The following is a 25,264-nucleotide window of genomic DNA, read 5'->3' on the forward strand; positions in this document are numbered from 1 at the left end:
TTTAATAGTATTTAATATAATACTATTAGTGAGGTATTTTTTATGAAGAAAAAAATTATATATTTCCCTCTATTATCAATAATATCCTTTATATTGCTATTTACAATATATCTTAATAATACTTATTCACCATTTGATTCTAGTAATGTTCTAAGTAATATTTATGTTTTATCCTCAGATACACTTGCTGGAAGATTAGCAGGAAGCACAGAAAATTCAATGACAGGAGAAATAATAAAAAATAGGTTTATAGATAGCGGGTTAACTACCTTAAACAATGATGGTAACTATACTCAAACTTTTAATACTATATGTCCTGTTATAACTAATACTTCTCCATATTTAAAAATAGAATCTAATGGAGAAATTGAAGAAGAATTAAAATATGGCGTTGACTTTAAAGAAGATATGATTAATTTTAAAAATAATACATTTAATTTTTCAAATGCAGACAAGGTAAATTCTTATCTAGCATATATGGAAGTGAGTTGTAATGATGGACAATTTTTAATATATGTTCCTAAAAACAATAATTTTTCATTTAGAAGTTCATTTTTTAGCGATTTTGCAAAGGATGCAGTAATAATGGTATCCAATAGTGCATTTGAAAAAATATCTAATAGCTTAAGCCAAGGAAAAGAAATATCAATTCATATTCCATTTGAGGAAGAGGAAAAAACAATATCAAATATTATTGGTGTAATTAAAGGTTCAAACTCAAAGTTAGCTCCTTTTATAATAACTGCTCATTATGATCACCTTGGAAAAGATGGATTAGGAAATACCTACTCAGGAGCATTAGATAACGCTTCTGGTGCTTCTTTCTTATTAGAACTTAGTAGAAGTTTTGCTACTTATGGAAAGCCAAAAAGAGATATAATTTTTGTTGCCTTAAATGCAGAGGAATTTGGATTATTAGGTTCTAAGGCCTTTGCCGAATCTAACTTATTTAATATACAAGATTCAAAAGTAATTAACTTCGATATGATTGGTAGCGTTGATTATCCTATAAGCTTCATGCAAGGAAGTAAATTTAAGAACACAAATTCAGAATTATTAAATTCATTAAAGGAAATTTGTGATTCTAATAATGTAAGTTATGAAGTTCTTTATGAGGATTCTAGTGATCATGCAAGTTTTAATAATTTAAATATAGATGCTGTTAGTTTCTGTCATAGTGACAAAACAAGAATTCATACGCCTAATGATACTATTGATTATATAGATACTAATGCCATTGATACTGTGTATAGTATAGTTGATGAAGAAATTAAAACTTCTTGCTATAGTACATTTACTAGATTTGTATATAGTTCACATTCATTATTATGGATATCTATTATTTTAATTATATTAATTGCTTGGGGATTATTTGATAAGAGTAAAATTATAACTGATAAAAATGGTTCTAGATTTTTCGCATTAATTGCATTAATATCTGTTATAACTTCTTGTATATTTTATGCTAGGGGATATAATGATTCTATTATAGTAACTCTTATATTTGGATTTTCAATAATAATTATTACACTTAAAAATTTTAAACTAATATCAAAATAAAAAAAGTGCAATGCACTTTTTTTATTTTGATATACTCTTTAAATATGTAGTTATAAATTGATCTATTTCTCCATTCATAACAGCATTTAAATTTGATGTTTCTTCATTTGTCCTATGATCCTTAACCATATTATATGGATGGAATACATATGATCTTATTTGACTTCCCCATCCCATATCTTTTAATTCACCTGTTAAATCCTCTATTTTTTCTTTATGGGCTCTTTCCTTAAGTTCTATAAGCTTTGATTTCAACATAGACATTGCTGTATCTTTATTTGAAAACTGACTTCTTTCACTTTGACACTGAACTACAATTCCAGTAGGAATATGAGTAATTCTTATTGCAGATTCTGTTTTGTTTACGTGCTGCCCACCAGCTCCACTTGCTCTGTAAGTGTCTATTTTTAAATCATCAGGTCTAATATCTATATCTTGATCTTTTGTAAGCTCTGGTAATACTTCTATAGAAGCAAATGATGTTTGTCTTTTTCCATTTGCATTAAATGGAGATATTCTTACTAATCTATGAACTCCCTTTTCAGCCTTTAAATATCCATATGCAAATTCGCCTTTTACCCTTAGTGTAGCACTTTTTATTCCAGCTTCATCACCTTCAAGTATATCTAAAGTCTCAACTTTATAACCTTTCTTTTCACACCATCTAGTATACATTCTAAGAAGCATAAGTGTCCAATCATTAGCATCACTTCCACCAACACCAGCATGCAAATTCAATATAGCATCATTTCTGTCATATTCTCCCGATAAAAGAAGCTCTATCTTATATTCCTCTACTAATTTTTCTATATCTCTAATTTCTCTAATAACTTCATTTACAGTTTCCTCATCTTCTTCTGCAAGTTCCGCTAATATTTCAACATCATCTAATCTACTTACTAAACTTTCATATCTATCTATTTTATCTTTAATACTTTTACTTTCTTTAGTAACATCTTCTGCTCTTTTTATATCATCCCAAAATCCTTTTTCTTGCATCTGAAGCTCAAGCTCTTGGAATCTTTTTTCTAGGCCTTCCTTGTCAAAGTGAAGCCCCCATTTCCTTTAATGTTTCTTTTAAACCACTAACCTTAGTTAGCTCTTGTTCTAACTTAATTAACAAAAAAATCACCCCTTCATTCAGTGACAAGTGCCAAATGACAAGTGACAAGTTAGATGTAGTAATATTTATAACTCTCTCCCCCACATTAACTTGCCACTTTTAACTTATCACTTGAAACTATCTATACTTCCCTACCGCAGCAGTTCTTATACTTTTTACCACTTCCGCACGGGCATACATCATTTCTTCCAACTTTGTTATCATTTTTTACAGGTTCTTTCTTTAAACTCTTGTCATCACTTCCATGACTTGCAGACGTTTCTTCAGCAACCTTTTCTCTCTCAACTGGTCTTTCAACTCTTACATGGAATAAGAATTTAACAGTTTCAAGTTTAATTCCTTCAATCATTTCTTCAAACATTGCACTACCTTCCATTTGGTATGCTTGAATTGGATCTTGTTGCTTATATGCTCTTAATCCCATTCCTTGTTTCAAATGATCCATATTATCAATATGTGCCATCCATTTTTGGTCAACAACTCTTAAAAGAACTACTCTTTCAATTTCTCTTAATTGCTCCTCACCAAATTCAAGTTCTTTACCTTTATAGATATTCATAACAATCTCAGTTAGCTTATCTTTTATTTGTTCATTAGATAAATCTGCTAATTCATCAGCAGTTATAACACCATGCGGTAAACAAATTTCTTCTAAGTATTGAAGTAATGTTTTAATTTCAGCTTCTATATCTTGTACTTCTCCACTTAAATGTGAATTTACAGAATCAGAAATAACTTCTTCTATCATTCCTTCAATTTGCTCTTTTAAGTTCTTGCCTTCTAAAACTTCAGTTCTTTGTCTATAAATAACTTCTCTTTGTAGATTCATAACATCATCATATCCAAGAAGATTCTTTCTTATATCAAAGTTATTTCCTTCAACTTTCTTTTGAGCATTTTCTATAGCTTTAGTAACCATTTTACTTTCTATAGCTTCTGTTTCCTCAAGACCTAATTTATCAATAACTCCCTGAATCCTTTCAGAACCAAATATTCTCATTAAATCATCTTCTAATGATATAAAGAATATTGATTCACCTGGATCACCTTGACGTCCTGATCTACCTCTAAGTTGATTATCTATTCTTCTTGATTCATGTCTTTCAGTACCAAGAACTTTTAATCCACCTGCTTCTCTAACTCCTTCTCCAAGCTTAATATCAGTACCTCTACCTGCCATATTAGTAGCAATAGTAACCATACCTAATTCCCCTGCGTGAGAAATTATTTCTGCTTCTTGAGCATGATATTTAGCATTAAGAACTTGATGTTTAATTCCTCTTTTCTTTAATAAAGAAGAAATATATTCCGATTTATCAACACTCGCAGTACCCACAAGTACTGGTTGCCCCTTTTCGTGTGACTTCACAACTTCATCAACTATAGCCTTATATTTTCCAGCAGAATTTTTATAAACCATATCAGATTGGTCAATTCTTTGAACTGGTTTATTAGTTGGTATTACTATAACATCTAAATTATATATTTCTCTAAATTCATTTTCCTCTGTTAATGCAGTACCTGTCATTCCTGATAACTTGGCATACATTCTGAAGTAATTTTGGAATGTTATTGTAGCTAAAGTCTTTGATTCTCTTTGAATTTTAACTCCCTCTTTAGCTTCAATTGCTTGATGAAGTCCATCTGAATATCTTCTACCTTCCATAAGTCTTCCTGTAAATTCATCAATTATAACTATTTCATTATCTTTAACCATGTAGTCTTTATCAGCTCTCATTGTATAGTTAGCTTTTAAAGCTTGTGTAACATAGTGTTGTAATTCTAAGTTTTGAGAATCAGCATAGTTTTCTATACCAAAATATTTCTCAGCTTTAATAATACCATTATCAGTTAATAAAACTGCATTAGCTTTTTCATCTACTGTAAAATCTTTTTCATTTACTAATGTTTTAACAAAATTATCCGCAACATTATAGAATTTAGTAGATTTATCACCCATTCCTGAAATAATAAGTGGTGTTCTAGCTTCATCTATTAAAATAGAGTCAACCTCATCCACTATACAGAAGTTAAGCGCTCTTTGAACTCTTTCTTCCATATGTATTACCATATTATCTCTTAAGTAATCAAATCCAAACTCATTATTAGTTCCATATGTTATATCGCATGCATAAGCAGCTCTTCTTTGATCTGGAGTTATTCCATGAATTATACAACCAGTAGTTAATCCTAAAAAGTTATATAATACCCCCATTTCTTCCATTTGAGTTTTTGCTAAATAATCATTTACTGTTATTACATGAACCCCATTTCCAGTTAATCCATTAAGGTATGCCGGTAATGTTGCAACAAGAGTCTTACCCTCACCTGTTTTCATCTCAGCTATTCTACCTTGATGAAGAACCATTCCTCCTAATAATTGAACTCTGAAATGCTTCATTCCAAGAACTCTACTTGAAGCTTCTCTACAAACAGCAAAGGCTTCTGGTAAGATGCTGTCTAAAGATTCACCTTTTTTTATTCTTTCCTTAAACTCTATAGTCTTAGCTTGAAGCTCCTCATCTGTTAATTTTTGCATAGATTCATCTAAAGATTCTATTTTATCTGCAATTGATTGAAGTTTCTTAACTTCCCTCTCGCTATATGTTCCAAAAAGTTTTTCTAAAAATCCCATAATATAGTTCCTTTCAATATCTACATTCATAAATACTATAAGAATGTACGATTAAATAATTATTTCATCTATTTTATCTAACTTTTATTTACATAGGTTACCCTTTTAATATTTTACTTAATAAATTATACCATTTATAGTATTTATAATTCAACAAAAAACGTATCTACTTAAATTTAAAGTAAATTTTTACTATAACATCCTATTTTATTTCCCCAAAACTTCTACTATGACTATAACTAAATAAAAGTTAAAATCTATATAAAAATAAGGAGAGATGTTAATAACACTCTCCTTACTTATAATCATTAAATATAATCTGGTTCTAAAAGTCCATAATTTCCATCTTTTCTCTTGTATATAACATTAACATTATCAGTATCAGAATCCTTAAATACAAAGAAATTATGTTCAACAAGTTCCATTTGTAATATAGCTTCCTCTGTACTCATTGGTTTTATATTGAACTTTTTAACTTTTACTATTTCTCCTTGATCATCTTCTTCCGATGCAACTTCATCAAAGTTGCTAAACCTTAAAGATTCATTACTTCTTCTTTGTAGCTTAGTTCTTTGTTTTCTAATTTGTCTTTCTAATTTTGTTTCTACTAAATCAATAGACTTGTACATATCATCTGTTGATTCTTCACATCTTAAAATCACACCATTAAAAGGTATTGTCACCTCAAAAATTTGGCTATTCTTTTGAACAGTTAATGTGGCTCTTGCTGCTACGTTAGGTTCAAAATATCTGTCTAATTTTGAAATCTTTCTTTCTACTATTTCCTTTAATGCAGGTGTCACGTCAATGTTCTTTCCTATTACTGTTACTCTCATAAGGTCAGCCCCTCTCTTTAAGTTATAATTATACTACTTAAGACTTCAATATATATTTATTTTATATATATATTTTACCATTTGTAATATTATTCCTCAAAGACTATTTTCTAAATTTACAGAAAATTTAAACTTATTTACTCTACATAACTCATTTTATCTTCAATTATCTCATTATTAAAAATAAAAAAACATCAATTCATATGAATTGATGTTTTTTTATAAAGTTAGCTGACCTGGATTTTGACCCCACACTCGCCTGCTGGAGCTTTCGCTACCCGGAATTAACCTCTCACTACTAACACTCTCAGTATCTCTACTGGCAGGACTTACTTCTATACCGCACCATGCTCATTAAAACTTTGTTTAACTTACGTGGATCGTTTTGCCTGCGACTGGCATCGACTTTCATCCACAGACCTAACTTTACATTAATATTATATATTGCTTTTAGCAATTGTCAATACTATAATTTGTTTTACTCCAGATTTTTTTAATATATATTTACATTCACTAATAGTTGCTCCAGTTGTCATAACATCATCAATTAATATAACATTTTTATTTTTTATATCATTAGCGCTATTAATTTTAAAAACACCTCTTAGATTTGTAATTCTCTCTTCCTTTGTCAATGTTTTTTGTTCCTTAGTATCCTTTATCTTTTTAATACAGTTACTTACCGGTATATTAGTATGATATCCTATATTTCTTGCAATTAATTCACACTGATTGAAACCTCTTTTTTTCTCAGCTTTTTTTGTCATAGGAACATAACAAATAACATCTGCATTAATCTTTTCTTCCTTTATCATCTCTATCAAGAAGTTTGATAATAAGTATCCTGCAGTAAAATTACTCTCATATTTAAACTTTAAAATTAAAGTTTTTATAACTCCTCCATAAAATCCATATGATAAATTATCTTTTTCAACTGCCGCTCTATTAATACTACTTTTACAATATGGACATAATCCTATAAACCCATCTGCACTACAAATTATACACTTTTCTTCTGGCGGATAAATTATATCTAAAACTTCATTATATATTTTCAATATGACCTTATTAAAGGAATCTAAACTTAAAATTTTACTTATGATTTTAAATATTGCTTCTCCCATAATCTCCTATTAAATTCTCTAGTAATACTTTTTGCATTATCCATGTCCTGAGAAATCTCTTTTGAAACCATTATTAGTTCTGACTGAATCTCTCTAGTACTATTAATTGAAGCACACATATAAACTATCCTTTTATATGAATAGTAAATATCATCAGCAAATAATATTATTATATTTACATTTACAATATTATTCATATATTGGCCACAATTATTAGTAACTATAAACAACGAATCACTATATCCATCTATAATTTCTTTTATAAAGCTAAAATCTTGATTCTTAGTATACCTAACTACTCTAATATCTAACTCTCTTAATACCTGGTAATAATGATTATAAACTTTATTTAACTTTTCTTCAGATGGTACAACTACCAGTACTATTCTTTTATTTTCCTTAAACCATTTAAAGTACTCAAATAAAGATAAAGGTATATTTTCCTCTAAACGTATCCTAGTGCTCATTAATCTTGGTTCTACCATAGGCTCTTCTGATAATATATAAGGTAAATCAATTTTCTCTCCTATAGGAAAGATATATTCGATTGAATAAATTATAATTTTATTACTTTTCCAATAAATATTTTCTATAGACTCTCTAATATATTCATTACTTATTTTTGAAAATAAAGTTATATCATCAACTATAACTAAATCATAAGTTTCACTTATACTTCCTATCTCATTTATCCCTATGCAATGTAGATTACTATCTAACTGCTTACTACTTATAGCTTCATCTACAAATTCATATATACAATTAACCTTTTCCTCTATACACTCATTCTCTTCACTACAAAATACATATAAAATATTGCTATTTTCATATAAAGCCTTATTTATTATATTAGAGAAAATTTCCATAGTGTTAAAAGGTCTTGTCTTTAAAGTTAATACCTTAGTTCTTTTTGCATACCATTTATTTATTCTTTTAAAAGCATTTCTCAATTCCTTATAATTCATAGTATTGACTCCATTTATCTATTCTTCACTTATTTTATCATCAGATACAATATCTAAAATTCTCTCCTTCAATGAGGAATATCTCTCCATACTATTTGTATTATCAACCATATATTTTAGTGCTTTTTGATTTCCAACAACTACTACAAGTTCTTTTGCTCTAGTTATTCCTGTATATAATATATTTCTATTCATTAAAAAGGCTGATCCCATAAAAGCTGGTGTGATTACTACTTTAAATTCACTTCCCTGACTTTTATGTATTGTTATGGCATATGCTAACTCTAACTCTTCTACATATACATTATCATATACTATTCTTCTTTCATCATCAAAAACAACAGTAACTGTTCTATTTTCTTCATCAATGGATTCTATAAATCCCATATCTCCGTTAAATACGCCTACACCTTCAGTATCGCCATATCCACCTATTCTATTCCACTTTAAAGAATAATTATTTTTAGTTTGCATTACTTTATCACCAACTCTAAAAATAAAATCCTTAATTTTCTTTTCTTTTTTATATTTATCAGGTGGATTTAAAATAGCTTGAAGTTCATTATTTAAATTTTCTACTCCTAAAATACCTTTTCTAGTAGGTGATAATATTTGAATATCTTTAACCTTATTCCACTTTGAATTAAACATCGGTAATCTTCTATTTACCAAATCTAGTATAGTACTTAAAATACTCTCATTATCTTCCCTATTATCAAAGAAGAAATCTCCACCTTTTTTATTTAAGTACGGTAATTCTCCATTATTTATTCTATGAGCATTTAAAATTATCATGCTCTCTTTTCCTTGCCTAAAAATCTCATTTAATCTTACTACCTTAATAAAATCGCTATTTATTAAGTCTCTTAATACATTTCCTGGCCCTACAGAAGGTAATTGATCTACATCTCCAACTATGATAACCCTAGTTCCTAATTTAATAGCTTTTAATAAACTATTCATAAGCATTATATCAATCATAGATGCTTCATCAATTATTATTACATCACCTTCTAATGGCTCCCCTTCTCCTTTTCCAAAGAACGAGTTTTCATCATCACTTACTCCCATCTCTAATAGTCTATGTATTGTTTTCGCCTCTCGTCCTGTTGATTCTGTCATTCTTTTAGCAGCTCTTCCTGTTGGGGCAGCCAGGAGAACCTTCATTCCATTATTTTCATATATCTCTATTATACACTTAATTATCGTAGTTTTTCCAGTACCTGGGCCTCCAGTTATTATTTCAATTCCATTTTCAAAAGCTCCTATTATAGCATCTTTTTGAGAATCAGCAAATTTAATATTATTTTTACTTTCAAAAGTAGATATCTCAAAAGAAATATCTGAGTTTATAGTTTGAAAATTCTCTATACTTAAAGTAATAATCTTATTTGTAACACCTAATTCACAAAAATAATATGGCAATGAATATACTGCTTCAATATCATTAATTTTTTCTACCTTTATTTTTCCTTCTAAAACACTATTATATATATTAACCTCTATTAACTCTTTATCAACCATCAAAACTTTTTGACATTGCTCAATTAACTTATCTTTAGGCATATATGTATTTCCAAGTCCTGAAAAATTATTTAAAACATATCTTATTCCACTTTGAACTCTAAAATCTGATTGTGGTTCAATCCCTAAACTTTTTGCGATTTTATCAGAAGTTAAAAAACCAATCCCTGATATTTCATCATTTAGTATATATGGATTTTTTGAAACTATATCTATAGAATCTGGTCCAAACTTTTTATAAATTTTTAAGCATTGATTTATTGTAACTCCATGTTTTTGGAAAAACATTATAATATCCTTTAACTCTTTACTTTCAAGATACGATTCATATATTATGTTAAATTTCTTTTCACCTATTCCTTCTACTTCTTTTAATCTTTCAATATTATTATCTAATATATCTAGTGTTTCTACGCCAAATGCCTTAACTATCTTCTTAGCAGTAACTGGCCCTATACCATGAATTATTCCAGTACTTAAATATTTTTCAATTTCTTTTGCTGAAGTTGGAAGAACTTCTTTATACTCTTCTACACTAAATTGCCTTCCAAATTGTTTATGATTTATCCAGTTACCCTTTATTTCTATTTGTTGACCTTCTTTTATTAATGGCATTATTCCAACAATAGTTACTACTTCCTTATTTGCTGTTATTTTTGCCACTATATATCCACTATCATCGCTTTTAAATATTATTGCCTCTACTAAGCCCTCTAATATTTCCATATTATCGCTCCAAACATTTTATTTTACTTACTAATATTATATAATTATATCATAAGTAAAATTTTCATTGTTTAATTTTACTTATTAATTACTATTAACCTATTCTTAAATAGTTAAACATTAAATGCGAGGGAATTTAAATGTTATTAAAAAATTGTAATATAGTCTTTTTAGATAAAATAGAAAAAGGTTCACTATTGATTGAAAACGATATAATAAAAGAAGTTAATCCATCTGAAATTAATGATACAACTTCTATCGATTGTAAAGGTTTATTTGTTTCTCCTGGTTTTATTGATGTCCACATACATGGTGCTGGAGGTCATGATACAATGGATGGTACATTTGAAGCAATTAATGAAATTTCAAAAACTATTTGCAAATATGGTACAACCTCCTTTACTCCTACAACAATGACTATGTCTTCTGATGATATATTAAAATCTATGATATCTATAAAAAAAGCAAAACTTGAAGGAACTGATGGCTCTATTGTTTTAGGTGCTCATTTAGAAGGTCCTTTTATTAGCCCTAGCGCTATAGGTGCACAAAATCAAAATTACTTAATAGCACCTTCATACGAAAACTTTAAAGCAATCACTGGTGATGCTATTGATTCAGTAGTTTCTATTACTATGGCTCCTGAAGTTGATGGTGCTAAAGAACTTGCTTCAATTTTATCATCTAAAGGAATTCGTTGCTCTATAGGGCATACTAAAGCAACTTATGAAGAAGCTATTGATAGTATAAAGTATGGTTTCTGTCACTCTACTCACCTATTTAATGCTATGACAGGATTTACTCATAGAGAACCTGGTGTAGTTGGAGCAACTTTCGATTCAGATATAACTACTGAAACTATCTCTGATGGTATTCATATATCATATCCATCTTTAAGAGTTGCATACAAACAAAAGGGAACTGATAAAACTTTACTTGTAACAGATGCAATGTGTGCTTGTGGAATGCCTGACGGTACATATGCCTTAGGTGGGCAACCTGTAATAGTTAAAAATGGTGCTGCAAGATTAGAAAACGGTACATTAGCAGGTTCAATATTAACATTAAATAAAGCTATTAAAAATATATATGATAATACAGATTATCCATTATATGAAATAGTTAAAATGGCTTCTTATAATGGTGCTAAATACTGTAGAGTCGATGATAGAAAAGGACAAATAAAAGAAAATTTTGATGCTGATTTAACTATTTTTGATGAAAATATAGATATTAAAATTACTATAATCGGTGGAAAAATAGTTTATAATAACCTATAAAAAGAAGTGAAGCGAGATACGGTAGTATCTCGCCTTTTATTATAAATATTTTTTAATTTCTTCTACTTTATTTAACTCTTCCCATGGAAGGTTTAAATCATTTCTTCCGAAATGACCATAAGCAGCTGTTTGTCTGTATAAAGGTCTTCTTAATTCAAGATCTCTTATTATTGCTCCAGGTCTTAAATCAAATACTTTTTCAACAATACTTGTTATTTCTTCATCTGAAATTTTACCTGTTCCAAAAGTATCAACCTCAATAGAAACTGGCTTTGCAACCCCTATAGCATAAGCTAATTGTATTTCTAATTTATCTGCAACTCCTGCTGCAACTAGATTTTTGGCAACCCATCTTGCTGCATATGCTGCTGATCTATCAACCTTTGTTGGATCTTTTCCTGAGAATGCTCCACCACCGTGTCTTCCATATCCTCCATAAGTATCAACTATAATTTTTCTACCTGTTAATCCACTATCACCTTGTGGACCTCCAACAACAAATCTTCCTGTTGGATTTATATAGTACTTAGTTGATTCATCTAATAATTCTGCTGGAATAACGGCCTTTATAACATGTTCCATTAAATCTTCTCTTATTTGTTCTTGGCTTACATGGTCATCATGTTGAGTTGAAATTACTATTGCATCAATTCTAACAACTCTATTATCATCATATTCTACCGTTACTTGAGTTTTTCCATCTGGTCTTAAGTAAGGTAAAGTTTTATTCTTTCTCACTTCTGTTAATCTTCTCGATAATCTATGAGCCATAGCAATTGGTGAAGGCATATATTCTGGTGTTTCATTAGTTGCAAAGCCGAACATCATACCTTGGTCCCCTGCCCCAACAGCTTCAACATTATCTTTTTCACCTGCTCTAGATTCTAATGCCTCATCGACACCCATAGCTATATCACTTGATTGTTCATCAATAGATGTTAAAACTGAACATGTGTCACAATCAAACCCATATTTTGCCCTATCATAACCTATTTCTCTTATTGTCTTTCTAACAATCTTAGGAATATCTACATAACAAGATGTTGATATTTCCCCCATTACTAATACCATTCCAGTTGTTACTGCTGTTTCACAAGCGACTCTTGCCATAGGGTCCTTTTCTAATATATTGTCTAAAACAGCATCTGATATTTGATCACATATTTTATCTGGATGCCCCTCTGTTACTGATTCTGAAGTAAATAATCTTTTCATTTTTTGCTTAGCTCCTTTCATTTTTTGATATTAATTCTAAGCAATAAAAAAAGCCTCTTCAAGATAGAAGAGACTGAAATTATCTAAGGTCTTTCTTATCTTGCAAAATTAAATGTTCTGCAGGAATTTGCACCACGTTTACAAGTTACAGGTGATAAGTCACAGGTAACAAATCATTTAACTTAACTTGTCACTTGTCACTTATCACTTGTCGCTAGCAACAGGTTGCCGGGTTTCATAGGGCCTTTCTCCCTCCACCTCTCTGGATAAGAACTAATATCAAATTTTATTTCTAAAATATTTTAACAATATATACATACTATGTCAATAGCAATTATATACCTTATTTTTAAAATGAAATTTAATTTTTATGAAAATAAAAAAAGCATGGTATTAACCATGCTGTGGTGGGGGAGGACGGATTCGAACCATCGAAGCGAATCGCAACAGATTTACAGTCTGCCCCCTTTGGCCACTCGGGAACTCCCCCTTATTTGGAGCTTCATGTCGGAGTCGAACCAACAACCTGCTGATTACAAGTCAGCTGCTCTGCCATTGAGCCAATGAAGCGTATTTGGTGGAAACAACAGGGATCGAACCTGTGACCCTCTGCTTGTAAGGCAGATGCTCTCCCAGCTGAGCTATGCTTCCATAATAATAAAATTAAATTTTTAAATGGTGGGGGAGGACGGATTCGAACCATCGAAGCGAATCGCAACAGATTTACAGTCTGCCCCCTTTGGCCACTCGGGAACTCCCCCATTTGGAGCTTCATGTCGGAGTCGAACCAACAACCTGCTGATTACAAGTCAGCTGCTCTGCCATTGAGCCAATGAAGCGTATTTTAATTTAATTTTATTTAAGTCAAGTTATTAATGGTGGGGGAGGACGGATTCGAACCATCGAAGCGAATCGCAACAGATTTACAGTCTGCCCCCTTTGGCCACTCGGGAACTCCCCCATATCTTGTATTAATAACTTTACCGCCGTTCGTTATGTTACTTCCGAACTGACAATGACTAGTATATAATTAATGCCTATATAAATCAACACTCATTTTAGGCTTTTTACAGCGATTATTATTAATTATCTTTATTTTTCTTATTTTTTCTTCTTTTTAATACAAATTTCATTATTTATTTAAATAAATAATTAACATATTAATTTAAATAAAACTAACATTTTTTATATGCTTTAGTAACATATCTAGCTCTACGAAAATATATTATAATTACGAAAATACTTTAATTTTAAAGGTTTATTTTTATATAGTTTTTTCTAAAAAAATTATATTATCAAAATTACAATCATATATTTTTATATATGATATTCTTTCATCTATTATCATGATAGGGGTGAATTATTTGATAAAACGAAAATTTAACTATAAATCTAATTTAGCATATTACGAAATTGCTGAATTCATGAGAAAATACATTAACTCTAACACTATAATAGTTTGTATTGGCACTGATAAGTGTGTGGGCGATTGTTTGGGACCGTTAGTTGGAACATTTCTTGAAGAACATAATTTTCCCTTACCTGTATATGGAACATTAAGAGATCCTATTCATGCACTAAATCTTGATAAAAAGTTAATTGAAATAAATAAATTACATCCCAATGCCTCTATAATAGGTATCGATGCATGTTTAGGAGATACAACATCAATAGGTGAAATTCATACTCGCGATTATCCAATTCATCCTGGAAAAGGTGTAGGAAAATCACTTCCTGATGTTGGTGCTACTTCAATAATAGGAATAATTGATTCTAGCGATACTGCTGAATTCTTTACATCTAGAAGTATAAGACTTCATTTAGTATTTGAAATGGCAAAGGTTATTTCTCACGGATTAATTCACGCATATTATCTAAATACTATAATCAATAAATAAAGCTAGAAGTTAATTACTTCTAGCTTTATTATTTAGTAAAAAATATCATAATAACTAATTTATTAATTGTATCTCTCTACTTGAAAAATCATTGTCCAATTTGCTAACATAATTTAAAACTTCACCAGTTCCTATTGCAACAGCTTCAACTGAATTTTCCGCTATTCTAACTTTTATCCCTGTATTTTCTTCAATAAGCCTGTCTAACCCGTCGATTAACGCACCACCACCAGTCATTAATATTCCTTTTTCTATTATATCAGCAGATAACTCTGGTGGAGTTTTTTCCAATACTGATTTTACAGTTTCAACTATTAATGATACAGGCTCAATTAATGCTCCTCTTAACTCTTCAGTAGAAATAACTATTTCATCAGGTAAACCTGTGATTAAATTTCTTCCTTTCATTGTAGTTGTTAAATTTCTAGATCCCTTAAATACTGATCCAATTGTTACTTTTAAATCCTCAGATGTTTTTTCTCCAATTAGAATCTTATATTTATTTCTAACATATCGTGTAATTGCCTCATCAAATTTATCACCAGCGACCTTAATTGACTCTCTTATAACTACTCCACCTAATGAAATTATAGCTATATCAGTTGTCCCTCCTCCAATATCAACTATCATATGCCCATCTGGTTTAGTTATATCTAAGCCGGCACCAATTGCTGCTGCTAATGGTTCTTCTATAAGATGTACTTTTTTAGCTCCTGAATTCATTGTTGCATCTACAACAGCTCTTTTTTCCACCTCAGTTGCTTGAGAAGGTATACAAACCATTACTTTTGGTGCTATAACTCTTCCTTTTCCACATGCTTTTTTTATAAAAGCCTTAAGCATTTTTTCTGTCACATCATAATCTGAAATAACACCATCTCTTAACGGGCGGACTGCAACTATATTTCCTGGCGTTCTACCAATCATTTTTCTAGCCTCTTCACCAACTGCTAGAACTTTATTATTATTTTTATTAATTGCTACAACTGATGGCTCTTTTAATAAAATACCTTTACCCTTAACATATACAAGTACAGTAGCTGTTCCTAAATCTATTCCTAAATCGCTACCACTTCTCCAAAACCACATTTAATTCACTCCTAAATATATAATAATTTCAAAATAATTGTTCTTTCTACAAATTTATCCCTACCACAATTATATATGTAATGAATTTATCATTCAATCTTTTTATACTTCATTTTCCTTGTATTTCATTTTTGTAGCTTCTCCGCCTCTTATATGTCTTTCTGATTTATTTAATTCTAATATTAAATGCGTTTGTTCTGCTATCGCTGGATTAATTTTAGGTAATCTTTCAGTCATATCCTTATGAATAGTGCTTTTACTCACACCAAATACCTTTGCTGTTTTCCTTATTGTAGCCTTTGAGTCAATTATATATTTTGCAACTTCTAAAACTCTCTCTTCAATATAATCTTTCAAGATTCTACCTCCTTAACCTCTATTTATTATTTGCTCAATCTCAAAAAAAAATTCATAAAGTTTACATAAAAATAAAGACTAAATATTTTTTAAGTACCAACCATAAAAATGGTTGATACTTAAAATAATTACTTAAAATCAAAGTATGCACTAGGATCAACATCATTTCCATTTGCATCTTGTACTTGAACATTTAGTACATCACCGCAAACTTTTGATGTAAATATACCTGAAGTGTTACCAACTGTACCTATTTCATCACCAGTACTAACAACATCTCCAACTGCAACTTTAACCTCTTCGCTTAAGTTAGTGTACTTTGTCTTTAATCCATTTGCATGTGCAATAACTACATAAGTACCATCAGTAGTGTTACTTGCTACTTCTTCAACCTTTCCTTCAGCAGCAGCTTTAACTACAGTTCCTACTGAAGCATTAATATCAATACCTCTTCTAGATGTATCTTCACTTCTAGTTTCATCTACATAAGTTCTAATCATTGTTCCAAATTCTCTTGAAATAGCTACATTACCATCTATAGGCAATGATAAAACTACTTCTGTATCTGTTCCTGCAGAAACATCTGCCACTTCTTCTGTAACTTCTGTAGTTTGATTTTCAGCAACTTCCTCTTGATCATTAGTTGCTACTTCATCATCTACGCTTGCAACTTCCGGCTCAGATAAACTTTCCTCATTACTATTAGCTAATTCATCATTATTTTCTACTCTTTCAGCATTTTGCTTATTAAAGTTAGAATCTGTTTCTGAAGAGTTATTATCCTCCACCTCATTTAAAGATAATTCGTTATTTACCTGATTTTGTTCCTTAGCAACAGAGTTTTTTCTAATTGTAAATGCTGCTACAGTTGCAACTATACATAGGCAAACAAATAATACTAAGTAAAAGCCCTCCTTTCTAAAAAAGTCCTTTACTTTATTTTTTTTATTTTGGTCCATTTCAACACCTCCTGTCTTGTATTCTTGCCCGTAAAAGTAAATTAATTCACTTAAAATTCAAATTTTATACGTCAAATTTATACAAAAAAACACAAAAAGAGATTCGTTCGAACAAATCTCTTTTTGTGTTTAAATTGTTATATTAATATATTAGTTAAATTTCAAATATCCTATATTAATTCCAGTATAATAATGCTTCAAAATTTCATCATATGACTTACCTTCTTTAGCCATAATATTAGCACCCCATTGACTCATTCCTACTCCATGTCCATATCCTTTGCATTCAAATACAATTGTATTTTCATTTATTGAATATGTAAAATTAGTTGAATTTAGTCCTGCTATAACCCTAAAATCACTTCCATTTATTTCATTATTTCCAACAGCTAATGTAATTACCCCACCAGCCTCACTTCTCTCAATTACTTGTAGCTCTGAACTTAAATTAGATGTATTTACTCCTGAGGTAGGATACTTAGAATTTATGGCCAAAACTAAATCACTTAAAGCAATTTCTTTTTTACTAGTATATTTAGGGGATACCTCTTCACCTGAGCTTTCAACAGATACAAGATATGGTATATCCCCCAATGATGCATCAACAGCTGACTCAGTCGCCCCAGAGCTTGTAGAAAAAAATAGCGGATATAATACTAATTCTCCTTTATATGTTAAAACCATTCCCTTAGTAGCATCTACTGCTGATTTTATTTTGTTCCAATACTTCTCACCATTTTCTTCTCCCCATTTGCTAATTAATTCTTCTTTAGATGAATATACCTGACAATGTGTAGAATCACATATATCACTTCCATCAGCAATAGGACAACTGTTCATTTTTTTACTTGCTAAATAAGTTCTACTTGCTATAGCTTGTGCCTTTAATGCTTCATCTTCAAAACTTACTTGCATTTCATTAGCAACTACTCCACATATATAATCTTCCAAATCTACTTCCTCTATTTTATCCTGTAAGGTTCTATAAACTTTTACTTTTTCATCCCCATTAATATATATATCATTACTTACTTCCACTGATGTATCTGCAGATATTCCTTCATCTTCTATATATTGATTTTGTTGCGGATTAATTTTACTTTCTATAGAAATCATCGGAATAATTATCATGAATAAAATTATTAATATAGTTGTATATAATAGTGGTTTTATTCTGTTTATACCACCATAACTTATTTTTTTCATAATACCTCCTATCAATAGGTTACATCATATATATATGTTTTAATCTGTAAAACAATACCTTTTATTTAAAATGATTCTCCTAATATGACCTTATTTATTTCTATACAAAAAATTTAGGAGCCTCAAAATGGCTCCTAAGTATTATTTATACGTTCTATATATTTCTGCTCCAAGTTTTCTAAATTTATCTTCTATATTGGTATATCCCCTATCTATATGATATATCTCTCCTATTTCCGTTTCTCCATTTGCAACTAATCCAGCTAAAATCATGGCTGCTCCAGCTCTTAAATCAGTGGCCTTTACTTGACATCCAGTAAGATTATCTACACCCTCAACAATAGCAATTCTTCCATCAATTTTAATGTTTGCTCCCATTCTACCAAGCTCTCCAACATGCATAAACCTATTTTCAAATACGGTTTCAGTTATTACGCTAGCTCCCTTAGTAATTGATAATAATGCCATCATTTGAGCTTGCATATCAGTTGGAAATCCTGGATACGGCATTGTTTTTATATCTACAGGTCTTTTTTCTCCAGTTCCGTCTACTATCATTTTCTCTCCATCCATCTTACAATAGACACCACATTCCTTTAACTTTTCAATAGTTGGCATTAAATGCTCTTCATTAACTCCATTAATAGTTATTTTACTGTTTGTTATTCCAGCTGCAACCATAAATGTTCCAGCTTCAATTCTATCAAAAATAGGTGTAAATGGTTCTGGTTGTTTTAACTCTGATACACCATGTATAGTTATTCTTCCATATCCAGCACCTTCTATTTTAGCTCCCATGCTATTTAAAAATCTTGCTAAATCCCATATTTCTGGTTCCTCAGCTGCATTTTCTATAATTGTAACTCCTGGAGCAAACACAGAAGTCATCATAATATTCTCAGTAGCTCCTACAGATGGAAAATCTAAATATATTCTATTTCCATGCAAGTCTTTTATTTTAGCTTCAACATATCCATATCCTATTTCAGAATCTATTCCTAATACCTTAAATCCTTTTAAATGAAGATCTACAGGCCTACTCCCTATATTACATCCTCCTGGCATTGATATTTTACATCTTCCAAACCTAGCTAACATAGGCCCCATCACTAGAAATGATGCTCTCATCTTACGTATTAATTCATTATTGGGCTCTATTTCTTTTAAATTTAAAGTATTTATTTTTAAATCGCCTGTTATCGGTGAAAATTTTACTTCACAATTCAATTCTCTTAATAAATTTATCAAAACTGTTACATCTTCTAACATAGGTACTTTTCTTAAAATTATTTCTGTTGGATTTAAAATAGTTGCAACTATTATAGGTAATACTGCATTTTTTGCAACACTTATATCAACTTCTCCTTGAAGTTTCCTTCCACCTCTAACTATAATTTTTTCCATATTATCCTCCATATTTATTTTTAGTATGTTACGAAAATTATCGGCGTTCCTATAATTAAATATGAACCTGTATCGTAAGTAATTTGTCCAATGTTTATATTTGTCCCATCCATCATTGTTGCTTTTGCTATACTACCATTGCTTATATTTAAATTTTTACTAACTTTTATTTTTAATTTATTTTCTATATCTTCAAATATATTTTTATCTTCTACTTTTAGCTTCCCCTTTATAAATGAAAAATACCTCTCATCTATAAAATTATTACTTCTAATTTCTTGCACCAATAACTTTAAATAACTTTCAGATATAGTCTTATCATTATTAATAACTATTACTTCAACTTTTGTTAATTCATTGTAATTATACATATTAACACTATATTTAATATTTTCACTCTCTGCAGATATCCAATTTTCACCTTTTGTTACTATCAAAGTATTTTTTGATGCGAAAATTTTATCAATTCTTTTTAATTCATTATTAATATCTGTTTTTATCGTATATTCTAGTTTTATTCCATTACTTATAAACTCATATTCATTTAATATATATCTTTCAACTTCATTAAATGAATCACCCTTTGCTCCACACTCATATTCTTTTCCATTAATAATTAATAGAGAAAAGATTAAAAGAAATACAAAAAATATCTTTTTCATATTGTAATCCCCTGCCCTTCCTCTAAAATTATTGTCCAAACTATATTTTTTTATACAACAAAACTATAAATTTAGTATTGCTCTTCCTTATAAGTGAAGCTCTAAATCTTTGATTTAGCTAACTGAACTTACACCTACGATTGCTAATGAGTAGTGTGTTTCCTTATAAGTGAAGCTCTAAATCTTTGATTTAGCTAACTGAACTTACACCTACGATTGCTAATGAGTAGTGTGTTTCCTTATAAGTGAAGCTCTAAATCTTTGATTTAGCTAACTGAACTTACACCTACGATTGCTAATGAGTAGTGTGTTTCCTTATAATATATATATATTATAAATACCCTAGAATAGTTCGCTTTCATCATAAATTTTTATAAATATCTACTATATTCGTCCATATATAACAGTGTATTTTAAATTTTATACATCTATATAATAAAAAAATAAAGAAGCCACTTATTTGTGACTTCTTTATTTCAGCTCTAATCTAGCTTTAGCTCTTGCTTCTGCTCTCTTAGCTCTTTCAATATCAATATTATTATTTTCTTTATTATTTAATCTCTCTTGAGCTCTCTTAAGAGACTGCTCAGCGCGATCTATATCAATCTCTTCTGGGAAATTAAAAGAATCACAACAAAAATTAATTATATTCTCTTTAATATAAACAATTCCTGATGATGTAAATAATTTTTTCTTATTTCCATCTATAGTAGTATACGTAGTTGTAGTTGGTATAGTTGCTATTATAGTTGGTGCATAATTTGCTAAAATTTCTATTTTACCATCACCTTCAGTTGTTGCTAAACTAACTACTTCCTCAGTTAGTACTTCACGCCCAGGAGCTACAATATTAAGCTTTATTAATTTTCCCATAAATTATATCTCCTATTTCATGCTATTTGCTTTTTCTACAACTTCTTCAATTGTACCTGCAAATAAGAATGCTGATTCAGGTAAGTGATCGTATTTTCCTTGTAATATTTCTTTAAATCCTCTTACTGTTTCTTTTACTGGAACATATCTTCCTTGCATTCCTGTAAATTGTTCAGCAACTGTAAATGGTTGAGATAGGAATCTTTGAATTCTTCTTGCTCTAGCTACTACAGCTTTATCTTCATCTGATAATTCATCAACACCTAAAATTGCAATAATATCTTGTAACTCTGTATATCTTTCAAGTATATTCTTTACTTCTGTTGCCACTTCATAATGCTCTTTTCCAACTATTCTTGGATCAAGAATTCTAGAGGAAGATTCTAGTGGATCAACTGCTGGATATATACCTAATGCTGAAATAGATCTAGATAATACAGTGGTAGCATCTAAATGCGTAAATGTAGTTGCTGGAGCTGGGTCTGTTAAGTCATCGGCTGGAACATAAACAGCTTGAACTGACGTTATAGATCCATTCTTTGTTGAAGTAATTCTTTCTTGAAGAGCACCCATTTCAGTTGCAAGTGTTGGTTGGTAACCAACTGCTGATGGTATTCTTCCTAATAATGCTGATACTTCTGAACCAGCTTGTGTAAATCTAAATATATTATCTATAAATAATAGCACATCTTGACCTTGATCTCTAAAGTATTCAGCCATAGTTAATCCAGTTAATGAAACTCTCATTCTAGCACCTGGAGATTCGTTCATCTGTCCAAATACTAATGCAGTTTTATTAATAACTCCTGAATCCATCATTTCATGATAAAGGTCATTACCTTCTCTTGATCTTTCTCCTACTCCTGTAAATACAGAAAGTCCACCATGCTCTTTTGCAATATTATTGATTAATTCTTGAATTAAAACTGTTTTTCCTACTCCAGCTCCTCCAAATAGACCTATCTTACCACCCTTTTGATATGGTGCAATTAAATCAATAACTTTAATTCCTGTTTCGAACATTTCAGGTTCTAAAGATTGTTCTTTAAAACTTGGTGCAGGTCTATGTATAGGATATGATTCTTCAGCTTCTATAGCTCCTTTATTATCTATAGGAGCTCCTAATACATTAAATAATCTACCTAATACATTCTTTCCTACTGGTACTGATATAGGCTTTCCTGTGTCTAAAGCCTTCATACCTCTCTTTAATCCGTCTGTAGATTCCATTGCTATTGCTCTAACAATATCATCTCCAACGTGTTGCTCAACTTCTACAACTAGCTCTCTATCACCCATATCAATTTTAATCTCATTGTATATGTTTGGTAGAGAGGCTTCATCAAATTTTATATCAACTACTGGTCCAATTACTTGAACTACTTTTCCAATTTTACTTTCAGCCATACTTCTTCCTCCTTGCTACTTTTGAGCTTCGGCTCCCCCAACAATTTCTGAAATTTCCTGTGTTATAATTCCTTGTCTAATTCTATTGAACTTAATATGAAGATTTTGTAGTATGTCATCTGCATTTTCAGTAGCCCCATCCATTGCTGTCATTCTCGCACTATGTTCACTTGCCTTTGCACTAAGCATGCATGTTTTTAGTTGACTTTTTAAATACATATCTATTGCATTCTTAAATACAGCTTCTTCATTTGGCTCAATTATATACTGTCCTGACTGACCAGACTCTTTCTCTATCGGTAATATTTTAACGCTCTTTACCTCTTGTTTAACCGGAGAAATAAACTCTGTATATACTATATTTACTTCAGAAACCTCTCCCTTTTCATATAAATATATAGCATCGTTATATATCTTATTAACATCTTTAGTAGCAGGCATATCTGGTAAACCTACATATTCTGAATATGTATTTATTCCGTATCTAGAAACATATGAAATTCCTTTACTACCTACAAGAATAACTTTTGCTCCACCACTCTTTTCTATTAAATTATTTAAATACACAACCACATTATTGTTATATCCTGCACATAGCCCAGTGTCTGAAGTCAATACAATATATAGTTTATCTCCATTAAAGTTCTTATAATAAATTGAATCAAAATCTTCTGGCATACTAGAGACAACTTCCTTAATAACTTCTTTACACAAATTATTATATTGCTCATTAACTACAAGCTCTTTTCTTGCTTTCCTGAGTTTAGAAGTAGCAACAAGCCCCATAGCCTTAGTTATTTTTCTAGTACTTTCAACTGACTTTATTCTTCTTTTTATCTCTATAAGTCCCGCTGCACCCACTGTTTTACCTCCTAAAGAATTGCATAGCTATATAAAGCTATGCATCTTTTAAAAATTCTTTTTTAAATTCAATTATACATTTTTCAATGCTTTCTTTTAATTCCTTAGTTAATTGTTTTTCAACAATTATTTGCTTTAATACATCCCTTTGATGAGTATCCATATATTCTAAGAACTCTTCCTCAAATTTTCTAATATCCTTAACCTTTATATCTGATAAAAAGTCATTTACAGTTGCATATAATATAACTATTTGCTTTTCAACATCCATAGGCTTATATTGATCTTGCTTTAATATTTCTGTTATTCTCTTACCTTTTTCTAATCTTCTCTTAGAATCAGAGTCTAAATCAGAACCAAATTGAGAGAATGCCGCAAGTTCTGTATATTGCGCAAGTTCTAATCTTAATGTACCAGAAACTTGTTTCATAGCCTTAATTTGAGCATTACCACCAACTCTTGATACTGAAATACCTGCATTTACCGCTGGTCTTTGACCTGCATTGAATAATTCAGTTTCTAAGAATATTTGACCATCTGTAATTGATATTACGTTAGTTGGAATGTATGCTGTTACGTCACCAGCTAATGTTTCTATAATAGGAAGTGCTGTTAATGAACCTCCTCCATTTTCTTTAGATAGCTTTGCAGCTCTTTCTAAAAGTCTTGAATGTATATAGAACACATCCCCTGGATACGCTTCTCTTCCTGGTGGTCTTCTAAGCAATAATGACATTGTTCTATATGCTACCGCATGCTTAGATAAATCATCATATATTATAAGAACATCTTTCCCTTTATGCATGAAGTATTCACCCATACTACATCCTGCATATGGTGCTAAATATTGAAGTGGAGCACTTTCTGATGCTGTTCCTGCAACAACTATTGAATAATCTAAAGCCCCCATTTCTTCTAATGTGTTAACTATATGTGCAACTGTTGATTGCTTTTGACCAATGGCTACATATACACATATAACATCTTTACCTTTTTGATTTAATATAGTGTCTATTGCAATAGCGGTTTTACCTGTCTGTCTATCACCGATAATAAGTTCTCTTTGCCCTTTTCCTATTGGAACCATTGAATCTATTGCTTTAATACCTGTTTGTAATGGTTCATTAACTGAAGATCTATCAATTATACTTGGCGCTGGTACCTCTATAGGTCTAGTACCTGAATAATTTATAGGCCCCTTACCATCAATTTCTTCTCCTAAAGAGTTTACAACTCTTCCTAGAAGACCTTCACCTACAGGAACTTCAACTATTCTATTAGTTCTTTTAACTATATCTCCTTCTTTTATTCCTTCCTCAGAGCCCAACAAAACACATCCAACATTATCTTGCTCTAAATTTAAAGCCATTCCAAATACGCCATTTGGGAACTCTAAAAGTTCACCCTGCATACAATCATCTAATCCATATACTCTAGCAATACCATCACCAATTTGAATTATTGTTCCCGAATCTGAAGTTTGGATTTGATTTTCATATCTTTGTATCTCTTTTTTTATAATAGATGTTATTTCTTCTGGTTTTATATTCATGCAATCAC

20 protein-coding genes, 6 tRNA genes and 1 riboswitch are annotated in these 25,264 nt (G+C 30.3%); of the genes, 3 read left to right on the forward strand and 23 right to left on the reverse strand.

Features of this window, described 5'->3' with window-relative positions; genetic code table 11:
• Positions 1–42: 42 nt before the first annotated feature.
• Positions 43–1,560 carry a M28 family metallopeptidase gene (locus I2E98_RS02210; protein WP_195467336.1) on the forward strand — a complete coding sequence of 506 codons (1,518 nt, stop codon included), beginning with the start codon at positions 43–45 and terminating at the stop codon, positions 1,558–1,560.
• 21 nt (positions 1,561–1,581) lie between these two features.
• Here I2E98_RS02210 and prfB read toward each other — a convergent pair.
• From prfB to I2E98_RS02240, 6 genes are all read right to left on the reverse strand, one after another.
• A protein-coding gene (gene prfB / locus I2E98_RS02215; RefSeq protein ID WP_195467337.1) for a peptide chain release factor 2 occupies positions 1,582–2,683 on the reverse strand; the annotation gives its coding sequence in 2 pieces (ribosomal slippage) (positions 1,582–2,604 and positions 2,606–2,683; 1,101 coding nt in all).
• 121 nt (positions 2,684–2,804) lie between these two features.
• On the reverse strand, positions 2,805–5,318 hold the full coding sequence (gene secA, locus I2E98_RS02220; protein ID WP_195467338.1) for a preprotein translocase subunit SecA: 2,514 nt from the start codon (positions 5,316–5,318) through the stop codon (positions 2,805–2,807).
• 308 nt (positions 5,319–5,626) lie between these two features.
• Positions 5,627–6,154: a ribosome-associated translation inhibitor RaiA gene (gene raiA / locus I2E98_RS02225; protein WP_195467339.1), complete on the reverse strand. Its 528-nt coding sequence runs from the start codon at positions 6,152–6,154 to the stop codon at positions 5,627–5,629.
• Between the two features lie 437 nt (positions 6,155–6,591).
• Positions 6,592–7,278 carry a ComF family protein gene (locus tag I2E98_RS02230; RefSeq protein WP_195467340.1) on the reverse strand — a complete coding sequence of 229 codons (687 nt, stop codon included), beginning with the start codon at positions 7,276–7,278 and terminating at the stop codon, positions 6,592–6,594.
• Complete coding sequence (locus I2E98_RS02235; protein ID WP_195467341.1) at positions 7,251–8,243, reverse strand: hypothetical protein; 993 nt, start codon at positions 8,241–8,243, stop codon at positions 7,251–7,253. Before I2E98_RS02235 ends, I2E98_RS02230 begins: the two co-directional genes overlap by 28 nt.
• 18 nt (positions 8,244–8,261) lie before the next feature.
• Complete coding sequence (locus tag I2E98_RS02240) at positions 8,262–10,493, reverse strand: ATP-dependent RecD-like DNA helicase (protein WP_195467342.1); 2,232 nt, start codon at positions 10,491–10,493, stop codon at positions 8,262–8,264.
• Positions 10,494–10,633: 140 nt separating this feature from the next.
• Between I2E98_RS02240 and nagA the strand changes: the two genes are divergently transcribed.
• Positions 10,634–11,773 carry an N-acetylglucosamine-6-phosphate deacetylase gene (gene nagA / locus I2E98_RS02245; protein ID WP_195467343.1) on the forward strand — a complete coding sequence of 380 codons (1,140 nt, stop codon included), beginning with the start codon at positions 10,634–10,636 and terminating at the stop codon, positions 11,771–11,773.
• 39 nt (positions 11,774–11,812) lie between these two features.
• On the opposite strand, the gene metK is transcribed toward nagA, so the two are convergent.
• The 7 genes from metK to I2E98_RS02280 all read right to left on the reverse strand — a co-directional run bounded on the left by metK (position 11,813) and on the right by I2E98_RS02280 (position 13,949).
• Complete coding sequence (gene metK, locus I2E98_RS02250) at positions 11,813–12,988, reverse strand: methionine adenosyltransferase (RefSeq protein ID WP_195467344.1); 1,176 nt, start codon at positions 12,986–12,988, stop codon at positions 11,813–11,815.
• 92 nt (positions 12,989–13,080) lie between these two features.
• A riboswitch (SAM riboswitch) is annotated at positions 13,081–13,261 on the reverse strand.
• 132 nt (positions 13,262–13,393) lie between these two features.
• Positions 13,394–13,478 (reverse strand) — tRNA-Tyr (locus tag I2E98_RS02255).
• 5 nt (positions 13,479–13,483) lie between these two features.
• Positions 13,484–13,558, reverse strand: a tRNA-Thr gene (locus tag I2E98_RS02260).
• 5 nt (positions 13,559–13,563) lie between these two features.
• Positions 13,564–13,639, reverse strand: a tRNA-Val gene (locus tag I2E98_RS02265).
• Positions 13,640–13,664: 25 nt separating this feature from the next.
• Positions 13,665–13,749 (reverse strand) — tRNA-Tyr (locus tag I2E98_RS02270).
• 3 nt (positions 13,750–13,752) lie between these two features.
• Positions 13,753–13,827: transfer RNA gene (locus tag I2E98_RS02275), tRNA-Thr, on the reverse strand.
• A gap of 37 nt (positions 13,828–13,864) precedes the next feature.
• Positions 13,865–13,949, reverse strand: a tRNA-Tyr gene (locus tag I2E98_RS02280).
• Positions 13,950–14,352: 403 nt separating this feature from the next.
• On the opposite strand from I2E98_RS02280, the gene yyaC reads away from it, so the two are divergent.
• Positions 14,353–14,886 (forward strand): spore protease YyaC, encoded by a 534-nt coding sequence (gene yyaC, locus I2E98_RS02285; RefSeq protein WP_243250904.1) that lies wholly within the window; start codon positions 14,353–14,355, stop codon positions 14,884–14,886.
• Positions 14,887–14,940: 54 nt separating this feature from the next.
• On the opposite strand, the gene mreB is transcribed toward yyaC, so the two are convergent.
• The 10 genes from mreB to atpA form a co-directional block, all read right to left on the reverse strand.
• A complete protein-coding gene (gene mreB, locus I2E98_RS02290) occupies positions 14,941–15,975 on the reverse strand; it encodes a rod shape-determining protein MreB (RefSeq protein WP_195467346.1) in 1,035 nt (344 codons plus the stop codon).
• A 102-nt stretch (positions 15,976–16,077) separates the two neighbouring features.
• Complete coding sequence (spoIIID, locus tag I2E98_RS02295) at positions 16,078–16,332, reverse strand: sporulation transcriptional regulator SpoIIID (RefSeq protein WP_195467347.1); 255 nt, start codon at positions 16,330–16,332, stop codon at positions 16,078–16,080.
• A gap of 128 nt (positions 16,333–16,460) precedes the next feature.
• Positions 16,461–17,291, reverse strand: a complete 831-nt coding sequence (locus tag I2E98_RS02300) for a M23 family metallopeptidase (protein WP_195467348.1) — start codon at positions 17,289–17,291, stop codon at positions 16,461–16,463.
• 150 nt (positions 17,292–17,441) lie between these two features.
• Positions 17,442–18,497 carry a stage II sporulation protein D gene (gene spoIID / locus I2E98_RS02305; protein WP_195467349.1) on the reverse strand — a complete coding sequence of 352 codons (1,056 nt, stop codon included), beginning with the start codon at positions 18,495–18,497 and terminating at the stop codon, positions 17,442–17,444.
• 141 nt (positions 18,498–18,638) lie between these two features.
• The gene (gene murA, locus I2E98_RS02310) at positions 18,639–19,901 is read right to left on the reverse strand and encodes a UDP-N-acetylglucosamine 1-carboxyvinyltransferase (RefSeq protein WP_195467350.1); all 1,263 of its coding nucleotides are present in this window, start codon (positions 19,899–19,901) and stop codon (positions 18,639–18,641) included.
• Between the two features lie 20 nt (positions 19,902–19,921).
• Positions 19,922–20,563 (reverse strand): hypothetical protein, encoded by a 642-nt coding sequence (locus I2E98_RS02315; RefSeq protein ID WP_195467351.1) that lies wholly within the window; start codon positions 20,561–20,563, stop codon positions 19,922–19,924.
• A 471-nt stretch (positions 20,564–21,034) separates the two neighbouring features.
• Entirely contained in the window at positions 21,035–21,436 is a 402-nt protein-coding gene (locus I2E98_RS02320; protein ID WP_195467352.1) for an ATP synthase delta/epsilon chain alpha-helix domain-containing protein, read from the reverse strand.
• A 12-nt stretch (positions 21,437–21,448) separates the two neighbouring features.
• Positions 21,449–22,843, reverse strand: coding sequence for a F0F1 ATP synthase subunit beta (atpD, locus tag I2E98_RS02325; protein WP_195467353.1), 1,395 nt, complete (start codon positions 22,841–22,843; stop codon positions 21,449–21,451).
• Positions 22,844–22,858: 15 nt separating this feature from the next.
• Positions 22,859–23,704 (reverse strand): ATP synthase F1 subunit gamma, encoded by an 846-nt coding sequence (gene atpG / locus I2E98_RS02330; protein ID WP_195467354.1) that lies wholly within the window; start codon positions 23,702–23,704, stop codon positions 22,859–22,861.
• A 37-nt stretch (positions 23,705–23,741) separates the two neighbouring features.
• Complete coding sequence (gene atpA, locus I2E98_RS02335; RefSeq protein WP_195467355.1) at positions 23,742–25,256, reverse strand: F0F1 ATP synthase subunit alpha; 1,515 nt, start codon at positions 25,254–25,256, stop codon at positions 23,742–23,744.
• Positions 25,257–25,264: the final 8 nt, after the last annotated feature.

The sequence above is a fragment of the Clostridium sp. D43t1_170807_H7 genome (assembly GCF_015555905.1).
Lineage (GTDB): Bacteria > Bacillota > Clostridia > Clostridiales > Clostridiaceae > Clostridium.